This is a genomic window from Chryseobacterium ginsengisoli (assembly GCF_039542325.1).
GTDB classification, from domain to species: Bacteria; Bacteroidota; Bacteroidia; order Flavobacteriales; family Weeksellaceae; genus Chryseobacterium; species Chryseobacterium ginsengisoli.
The window spans coordinates 383,371-392,495 of sequence record NZ_BAABHX010000004.1 but is presented as its reverse complement, the minus strand read 5'-3'; the positions used below and the strand labels follow the sequence as shown (position 1 = coordinate 392,495).

The 9,125-nt window shown below is 34.2% G+C and carries 9 protein-coding genes and 1 pseudogene; 5 read left to right on the top strand and 5 right to left on the bottom strand.

Going from position 1 to position 9,125, the window contains the following annotated elements; all coding sequences use genetic code 11:
• A pseudogene (locus ABD940_RS15160) lies at positions 1–695 on the bottom strand (T9SS type A sorting domain-containing protein); the annotation flags it as partial.
• 1,217 nt (positions 696–1,912) lie between these two features.
• Between ABD940_RS15160 and ABD940_RS15155 the strand changes: the two are divergent.
• From ABD940_RS15155 to ABD940_RS15140, 4 genes are read left to right on the top strand one after another with little or no spacing between them, the layout of a single operon-like run.
• Complete coding sequence (locus tag ABD940_RS15155) at positions 1,913–2,539, top strand: NUDIX hydrolase (protein ID WP_345205647.1); 627 nt, start codon at positions 1,913–1,915, stop codon at positions 2,537–2,539.
• A gap of 27 nt (positions 2,540–2,566) precedes the next feature.
• Positions 2,567–3,373, top strand: a complete 807-nt coding sequence (locus ABD940_RS15150) for a lysophospholipid acyltransferase family protein (RefSeq protein ID WP_345205644.1) — start codon at positions 2,567–2,569, stop codon at positions 3,371–3,373.
• 13 nt (positions 3,374–3,386) lie between these two features.
• Positions 3,387–3,824 carry a hypothetical protein gene (locus ABD940_RS15145; protein WP_345205642.1) on the top strand — a complete coding sequence of 146 codons (438 nt, stop codon included), beginning with the start codon at positions 3,387–3,389 and terminating at the stop codon, positions 3,822–3,824.
• A gap of 6 nt (positions 3,825–3,830) precedes the next feature.
• Positions 3,831–5,168: a UDP-N-acetylmuramate--L-alanine ligase gene (locus tag ABD940_RS15140; RefSeq protein ID WP_345205638.1), complete on the top strand. Its 1,338-nt coding sequence runs from the start codon at positions 3,831–3,833 to the stop codon at positions 5,166–5,168.
• Positions 5,169–5,234: 66 nt separating this feature from the next.
• Here the strand turns inward: ABD940_RS15140 and ABD940_RS15135 are convergent, their stop codons facing one another.
• The 3 genes from ABD940_RS15135 to ABD940_RS15125 form a co-directional block, all read right to left on the bottom strand.
• The gene (locus tag ABD940_RS15135) at positions 5,235–5,627 is read right to left on the bottom strand and encodes a RebB family R body protein (RefSeq protein ID WP_345205635.1); all 393 of its coding nucleotides are present in this window, start codon (positions 5,625–5,627) and stop codon (positions 5,235–5,237) included.
• Positions 5,628–5,730: 103 nt separating this feature from the next.
• Complete coding sequence (locus ABD940_RS15130) at positions 5,731–6,552, bottom strand: tetratricopeptide repeat protein (RefSeq protein ID WP_345205632.1); 822 nt, start codon at positions 6,550–6,552, stop codon at positions 5,731–5,733.
• Positions 6,553–6,570: 18 nt separating this feature from the next.
• Positions 6,571–7,446, bottom strand: coding sequence for an aldo/keto reductase (locus tag ABD940_RS15125; protein WP_345205629.1), 876 nt, complete (start codon positions 7,444–7,446; stop codon positions 6,571–6,573).
• Positions 7,447–7,577: 131 nt separating this feature from the next.
• Here ABD940_RS15125 and ABD940_RS15120 point away from each other — a divergent pair, with 131 nt between their 5' ends.
• Positions 7,578–8,012: a GNAT family N-acetyltransferase gene (locus ABD940_RS15120; RefSeq protein WP_345205625.1), complete on the top strand. Its 435-nt coding sequence runs from the start codon at positions 7,578–7,580 to the stop codon at positions 8,010–8,012.
• A gap of 108 nt (positions 8,013–8,120) precedes the next feature.
• On the opposite strand, the gene ABD940_RS15115 is transcribed toward ABD940_RS15120, so the two are convergent.
• The gene (locus tag ABD940_RS15115) at positions 8,121–9,038 is read right to left on the bottom strand and encodes a LysR family transcriptional regulator (protein ID WP_345205622.1); all 918 of its coding nucleotides are present in this window, start codon (positions 9,036–9,038) and stop codon (positions 8,121–8,123) included.
• Positions 9,039–9,125: the final 87 nt, after the last annotated feature.

The following is a 9,125-nucleotide window of genomic DNA, read 5'->3' as shown; positions in this document are numbered from 1 at the left end:
CTTCTTGAATAAACTCCCAGTAAAGCTCCGCCATCTTTTGTAGGGATCATTTTTTCAACTTCATCGAGTCCTTTTCCGCCTAAAACAATCTGAGATAATTCTTTCCCGTTTTTGTCCAGTCTTACAATCAAAACATCTTTGGAACCGTAGCCTTTGGCTGAGTTCTGAACATTACCTGCAACAAAATACCCGAAATCAGTCGTTTGGATTACGCTTCTTGCTTCTTCATCGCCTATAGAACCAATCGTTTTCTGCCACAATTCATCCCCGAATTCATTGATTCTGATCAGCCAAATGTCTGAACCTCCTTTTGATTCTTCTTTTTTATCCAAGCCTTTTCCTGAATAGGAAGTTCCGGCAAGTAAAAATCCTCCTTCCTGTGTATTTACCGTTGCCGATAAAAAATCATGGTTTTTCCCCGAGAAGTATTTCTCCCAGACTTCATCGCCCTGCTGATTCAGTTTGACCAAATGTAAATCGTAACCATTATTCTGCTTACTGCCTGCTGCCTGAAGATTACTGCTTTGAATACTGCTGCCTGTAATTAAATACTGCCCGTCAATTGTTGTGGTGACCTGGGAAAGGAAATCCTGCGTCGAGGATTTGATATCCTTTTGCCAGACTACCTGTGTTTCCTGAGCCTCAATACCCAGAACCGTGCACATGGAAAGTGCAGTCACATAGAGTCTTTTCATTCTTAGTGTTAAGTTTTTAGTTATTATTTGTGTCCTAAATTATGAAGAGTTTTTCGTTAGAAAATAAGGGAAACCCCAATCTTAAAGAATTGTTATTGCTGATGGAAATTATCCGAAAGTCATTTGTGTTGATCATGGTTTTTGTTTTTTTAGTTTTTATTATTAAAAGATTTCACCGTTAATTCTTCCCCTGTTTGGCAAAACTAATCCTTACAAACGTCAAAGTATGTCGTATTATTTTAAGGATGCCGTTTTTTGCCTTTAGGTTGGAAAATTGTTTTAACATGAAAAAGCACGGAGCAAAAGTCAATCCGTATTAGAGGTACTGCGAAGAACCCTGTATCCAAAAAGACTTAGCCCGTGCCATATGGATACACGGGCGTAAGTCTATCAAAATTTGGATACATGAAGATTCGCAGTTTTCTAATACCAATATGATAGCTTACGCTTGTTTCGTTAAAATTATAAGGCGAAATTAGAAAAAATAATTACATCTGCAAAAAATAGATGTTACAGACGGTCAGTAATAAAATAATTGGTGGTGAATAATATTTATATTTTCTTGCAGTTAAGATATTCTGATTCTTCATATTTTATATTTTAACAAATAATTTTCTACTATAAAACAAAATAAATTAATTTCAAAAAAGTGTAATTTGTTTGCTTATCCTGTTAAAAATCAACATTAAATAAAGCTTTCTACTATCGATTTCATCTCAGAATAGTATTCTTAATTATTAAATATTTGGTAAATAAAACTTAAAACTCTGTCATATTTTTTCCGAAAATCGTTCGGGTGTCCTTCGACAATCCTTCGGAAAAAATCCCATTTTTCCGAAGCCGACCCGAAGAAGACCCGAACATGATCCGAAGAAATGGGTTTTAATACCGGTCAAAACCGGTCAAAAGATGTCAAAACCGGTCATAGTTTTCACAGGTGATTAAAAATGAAAATTTCTGTTATACCTTCGTTTCTGTTAACCAAAAAAAATGACACAAAAATGGCAATCAGAACACAAAAAAGCTTTATCTACCCCGTAAATTTTTTCAGAATTTTCATTCATCATATAAGATCTGAAGCTTTTATAAACCGGAATTTATAAAATAATGATTAAAATATCAGCCTTCCCACTCCTTTTACAATGTTCTTATTCTTTTTACCATTAATTAACACTCATCACTCTTCCTTTCTTCAAAAGAAATTATTAAATTTGAGAATGAGTTTTGGAAAAGATTTATTAAGAAAAATAAAAACTGCGCAGTTACCTGGAATAAATGCTCACGGTGTTTTTTCACCACCTTCACGACCTGTTTTTACCTATGAAGAGGTTTTGGAAAAAAATCCGAAATTTGCAGCTGTCAATATTGTTTTGTATCTGAAAAACGATGAATGGCATTTTCCCTTAATTCAAAGGACTATCAATGAACATGACCGACACAGCGGACAAATTTCTCTACCGGGCGGAAAGCGCGAAGAAATGGATCAGGATTTTGCAGAAACGGCTGTCCGTGAGACTTCAGAAGAAATCGGGATCGACAAACATTATGTAAGAATTATAAGAGAAATGTCGCCAATCTACATTCCGCCAAGTAATTTTTACGTTTATCCTTACATTTCATATACTAAAAAGAATCCTGAATTCGTTTTGCAACAAAGCGAAGCAGTAGAAGTCATAGAATTTCCTATTACATGTTTCCTAAATCTTCCTGATCAGCCAGAAATAATGGCTTTACCCACTGCAGGAGGAAATGAAGTTCCGGTGATCAATTTCAACGGATATATCATTTGGGGAGCTACAGCGATGATATTGAGCGAATTCAGTCAGTTGCTGAAAAAAATGTAACTTTGCATTACCGTGTTTAATTGAGAGATGGCGAAGAAAAGTATTTTCACCGACGCGTTCGGAACTCCTTATTTTTTAAAAAGGTTTATTATTTTTATTTTAGGAATTGTGTCTTACAGAAGATTCAATGGCTTTAATAAATTAAAAATCACCGGAACCGAACATCTTGTGGATCTTCCGGATTCCAATGTTTTGTTTGTGGCAAATCATCAGACTTATTTTGCAGATGTAGCGGCAATGTATCACGCATTCTGTTCGGTAAACAACGGATATTTAAATACCATAAAAAACCCGATCTACCTTTTAAATCCAAAGATAGACTTTTACTATGTAGCTGCCGAAGAAACCATGAATAAAGGCATTCTTCCAAAAATTTTTAAAATTGCAGGCGCAGTAACTGTAAAAAGAACCTGGAGAGCTGAAGGCAAAAATGTCAATAGAATGGTGGATATGAGCGAGGTTGATAATATTATGAAAGCTCTTGACAACGGCTGGGTAGCAACTTTCCCTCAAGGAACTACTGCAGCTTTTGCACAGGGAAGAAGAGGTACAGCAAAATTGGTCAAAAATCAGCGACCAATCGTGATTCCGATAAAAATCAACGGATTCCGAAGAGCGTTTGACAAAAAGGGTCTCCGCGTAAAGGTTACAGGCGTAAAACCGACAATGGAGTTCAAACCGCCTCTTGATATAGATTATGACAAAGAAAATGCTCAGCAGATTTTATATAAAATCATGACTGCCATAGAGCAGACTGAGGATTTCAATATACTACACAGTTATGATGAAGAATTAAAAGCTAAAAAATTAGAACAAAAGGACTCAGATAATTAAAGTAGAAAAAATTATGAAAAGAATAATAGGGATCTTATTCGCCATCATAGTATTAATTTCATGTAACAGCCAGAAAGTATATTCGGATTTTGACATCAGTTATTCCAAAAGTGGGGGTTATACTCCTATATATGAGAATTTACTGATTAAAGGAAACAATGCGCACTATTCTTTCGAAGGGCAGGGAAAAAAGTATAAGCAAGATTTTAAAATTACAGATGAAGATCTGAAAAAACTAGACAATACGCTTTCTCAAAATAATTTTAGAAGAATACAGGAAGATCGCAAAAAGATCTACGACAATATCGCAACTTCTATCAATGTAAAGAAAGGTCCTAATGAAGGCAGTAAAACAGATGCGAGTTCAGTAATGCCAAATTTTAAAACAAACTGGGCGAACATCACCAATGCCTTTCAGGAGATCATAAATATTAATGTAAAAAAACCATAAATACAATTGAAGACCCATTTCATCGCTATCGGCGGAAGCGCTATGCATAATCTTGCGATTGCATTAAAAGATAAAGGATATCAGGTAACAGGTTCAGATGATGCTATTTTCGAACCCTCAAGATCAAGACTGGAAAAGAAAGGAATTTTGCCCGAAGAAATGGGTTGGTTTCCTGAAAAAATCACCTCTGATATTGAAGCCGTAATTCTTGGAATGCATGCTCATCAGGACAATCCTGAACTGGCAAAAGCAAAAGAACTGGGCTTAAAAATATATTCTTACCCTGAATTTTTATACGAACAGTCAAAAAATAAAACAAGAGTTGTTATCGCAGGTTCTCATGGGAAAACGACAATTACTTCAATGATTCTTCATGTCTTGAATTTCCATCAGAAAGATGTAGATTTCATGGTGGGAGCTCAGCTGGAAGGCTTTGATTGTATGGTGAAATTAACTCAGGACAATGATTTCATGGTATTGGAAGGTGATGAATATCTTTCCTCTCCTATCGATCTTCGTTCTAAATTTTTGCTGTATCAACCGAATATTGCTTTGATGAGCGGAATTGCATGGGATCACATCAATGTTTTTAAAACGTTTGATGATTATATTGAACAATTCAGAAAATTCGTCGCAAGCATTACTGCAGGCGGTGTTTTGGTATATAATGAAGAAGATGCTGAAGTGGTAAAAGTAGTGGAAGCAGCTGAAAATTATTTCAGAAAGATCCCTTACAAAACGCCTGAATACGAAATCATTAACGAAAAAGTTCATTTAAAAACCGAAATGGGAGATGTTCCGCTTTCTGTTTTTGGAGCTCACAATTTACTGAACCTTGAAGGGGCAAGACACATTTGCCATACTTTGGGAATTATGGATGAAGATTTCTATGAAGCAATTATGAGTTTCAAAGGGGCTTCTAAACGTTTGGAGAAAGTAGAAAGAGAAGATAAAGGAACGCTTTACAAAGATTTTGCACATGCTCCGAGCAAGGTAAAAGCTGCGGTAAAAGCCTTTAACGAACAATTTAAAAAAGATAAAAAATACGGATTCCTTGAATTACATACGTATTCAAGTTTAAATCCAGTATTTTTAGAACAATATGATCATGCGATGGATGGTTTGGATGAAGCTATTGTTTTCTATTCCGAAGATGCTTTAAAGATCAAAAGAATGGAACCAATTTCACCTGAATTCATTAAAGAAAAATTCAAAAATGAAAATTTAAAGGTTTTCACAAATGCTGAAGAACTTCATGCTTATTGGGATTTATTAGATAAAACAAAAGGTGTTTTTCTGATGATGAGTTCCGGTAACTTTGGCGGACTTGATTTAACGAAATAATTTCATTGATATAAAGCAAAACTCCTTTCGATTTGAAAGGAGTTTTTTATTGTTAAAAATTTTTTGTTAACCATTACCTACTCCACCTGAGCCAGTATTTTCACCTTCTTCATCATCAATTTGATTCTCATCATGTTCTGGTTCTACTTTCGCACTTGTAGGATTGAGCATTCTCTCAATAGAAATCGCATCTGCAACCGTATCCATACTATAAATTTGCATAACCCCTTGCGTCGTCGCAGCCTGTCCCAAAATATTCTGTTGATTTTGAGTATTTACAGCATTTTCAAACATAATTCCTGTGGAATGTGCTGCTGTTTGATATACATTACCTAAAGCAATTGCCGGAGCTTCATCAACAACTTTTACATTAGATTGCGTTACAGCGTCTGTAATTTGCTCATTAACTGATTCCGGAACCGCATTTGCTGTCGGTTTTTTGTTTTCTTCTGAATTCATAATATTAGTTTTTAGATTTAAGTAAAGTTAAGAATTACATAAATAAAAAAAGCAATAATTTAAATTATTGCTTTCCTTATAAAAATTAATGACAGGCAACTTCTCAGTTATCTGCCGTTATTGATTTTAAAGTGAATTTTGCCAGTTCTACATTTGATATAGTTGCATCAGGTGAAAAAATAAGATTTCCTAAAAGCTTTTTAGCTTTTTCCTTCTCACCGCTCTCGTTTAATATAATTGCTTTATTGATTTCTAAAATTCCTTTCGTATCTGCATCAGGATTTTTAGAAAGCCCCTTCTCAATAGCTTTTAATCTTTCTATTTTATTATCAAGCAAAATTGCAAGATCTTTCCAAGCCGGAGGAAAGTCTGGGATTTTTTCCGTTATGGCTCTTGCTATTTTCATTTTTTCACTTACGTCATCTGTCCATTCAATCTGCATATACGCAACATATAAACCTTTCGGGAATTTTCCTGATTTTTCCCCTTCCAAAGTATATAAAGCAGTTTTTGAAGTGAAAAATCCTTTAGGTTCTAATTCGTCTGTTTTCTTATAAAATTTTAAAGCATTATCATAATCACCTTTTAACAAATAAGTATATGCCAAGTCGTAAGTTGGATATGCCCAATTAGGCTGAATATCTATTGCTTCTTCAAGTTTTGCAATTGACAGGTCATAATTGCCCTTTTGTCCAAGTTCTCTCGCTTCATGATGTAAGCTTATTGCTTTTGGATCAATTGTTTGATTACTCATAATTTCATAATTTACCTTTCCTGTAATATTTTCAAGATCTTCTTTCTTTATAGAATGTCCTGAGCTATCTTTAAAAATTATGTTTTGCTGATTTTTATTTGTCTTATCTGATGAGTTTTGACATGAAAAAAATGATAATAAAAATAAGCCATAGAAATTCTTTGTAAGCATTATTTTAAATCGTAAGTATTAAATATCTGCTACAGAATTCAGCATCTTCTCTTCCCAAGCGGCATCTTTCGGATCGAAGAACAATCTTTTTCCAGTATCTAAAGAACGAACCACATTCATTTCATCTTCCGATAATTCAAAATCAAAAACATTGAAATTTTCCTCAATTCTAGAAGGCGTCACAGACTTCGGAATCACACAGAAACCTTCCTGTAAATGCCATCTCAAAATAACCTGAGCGACTGTTTTATTATATTTTAAAGCAATATTTTTTAATTCTGAATTATCTAAAAGTCCTGCATTTCCATTTCCAAGCGGGCTCCAAGGTTGAGTAACTATGTTATTTTCTCTATCGTAAATCTGCAATTCTTTTTGTTGGAAAATAGGGTGCAATTCTATTTGATTAATAACAGGCAAAACCGTTGAATTTACTTTCAATTCCTCCATTTTCTCAACGGTAAAGTTACAAACTCCGATCGCTTTGATTTTTCCCTCATGATACAATTCTTCCAACGCTTTCCAAGCACCCACAAAATCCGAATAAGGCCAGTGAATAAGGTACATATCCAAATAATCCAGCTGTAATCTGTCCAACGTTCTCTGAAAAGCACCTTTCGCCTTATCATAAGTTGTATCCTGAACCCAAAGTTTAGAAGTCACAAACAAATCTTCTCTGTCTATTCCACTATTTTTAATGGCATTTCCGACAGCCGTTTCATTTTGATAAATAGAAGCCGTATCGATCATTCTGTAACCAGTTTCAATTGCTCTGATCACGGCATTTTCACATTCCTGCATATCTTCCATCTGCCAAACTCCGAAACCTAAAGCCGGAATATCAACTCCATTGTTTAATGTAATTACAGGTTGTCCTGTATATGTTTTTTGTCCCATAATAATATCTTGTTTAATTTTAATTAAAGTCAAACAAATTTCCGACAAAATTTTGGAATTTCCAGTTACCAATTTTACTTTAGATTTTATGTTTTACTTAAATATTTTACTTTTACAGAAAATCTAAAACTATGTCACACCCAATCAGAATAGCTGTATCAGAAGATTATCCGAGAATTATGGAAATCTGGGAATCAGCTGTGAAAGCAACTCACAATTTTCTTACTGAAGAAGATTTTAATTATTTTAAAGAAATTATTCCTAAACATTATTTACCTAATCTTGAAGTATACCTTATTTTTCAACACGAATTAATACAAGGTTTTGCATCAATCTCAGAAGGAAATCTGGAAATGTTGTTCATTCATGATGATGTACGTGGAAAAGGTTTGGGAAAAGAATTGTATCGATTCATGAAAGAAAAAACCGGCTTAACAAAAGTTGATGTGAATGAACAAAACCCGCAAGCGATTGGGTTCTATGAAAAGATGGGATTCAAGCAAATTGGGAGATCTGAAAAAGATGGTTCCGGGAAAGATTATCCTATTATTCATATGAGTTTGTGAGAAAATAATCTACGCAGTGTCATTCTGACGAAGGAAGAATCCCACTATAAATGATTAGAGATTCTTCAATCCGCTTTGTTTCTTTCAGAATGACAAATCCTACAAAAATTAAACAATCAAAGCCTCATTCTTACTCATCATTTTTCTAAACAAACCTTTAATATGATCGATTTCTTCTACATAATTCGTTTTTTTTCTGCATCCGAAATATAATGTATTCTCTAATTTTTTTTCACCTTCCCAAATCAGTTTTACATCACCGCTTTCAATTTCGTTTTTACATAAAAAATCAGGAACGACAGCTAATCCTGTTCCACCTTTCAGACAACGGATAATGGAATTTAAATTAGGAACAATATAATTCGGACGGAAATTCGGTTTATGACCAAAATTCAAGATCCAGAACTGGAAAAGATGTTCCATATCTCCCGTTGTTCCGTACCATTTTTCCTGTTTCAGCCATTCTTCGACATGTTCTAAACCTTTTGTAGCAATCACTTCATTGAAACTTTCTGTATCCACATTTTTTCCACCAACCAAAATAATTTGTTCAGAAGAAAATGCTTCATGTAAAATATTAGGTGAAGTTCCTTTTTTGGGTGTAATAATTAAATCTAAAATCCCTTTATCCAGCTGATCCAACATTTCAGGATATTCTCCAAAACTGATGATTAAATTAAAAGGTAAAGTAGAAACATACTGCTCCAAAGTCGTCTGAAAAGTCTCAAAACACATTCCTACACTGATCGTCGGTGTATGTTTTTCCGTAGATTTCTGAAAGTTTTTCTCAACATCTTCCAGCTTTGTCAAAGGCTCGGAAACCGCATTGAATAAAACCTTTCCTCTTTCCGTAGGAATCATTTTTCTGCCGGTTCTGTCAAATAATTTATATCCGACATACGCTTCCAGAGAACTCAAATGTAAACTTACTCCCGGCTGAGAAATGAACAGAGAATCTGCCGCTCCCGTTAAAGTTCCTGTTTTATAAATTGCTTTAAAAGTTCGGTACCATTCTAAATTTACCATAATTTATAAATTTGTGAATTGTGAAAATTTTCAATTGAAATAAATGAAAAAGTGATTGCCTATTTACAATTTACCCATCATATTTCT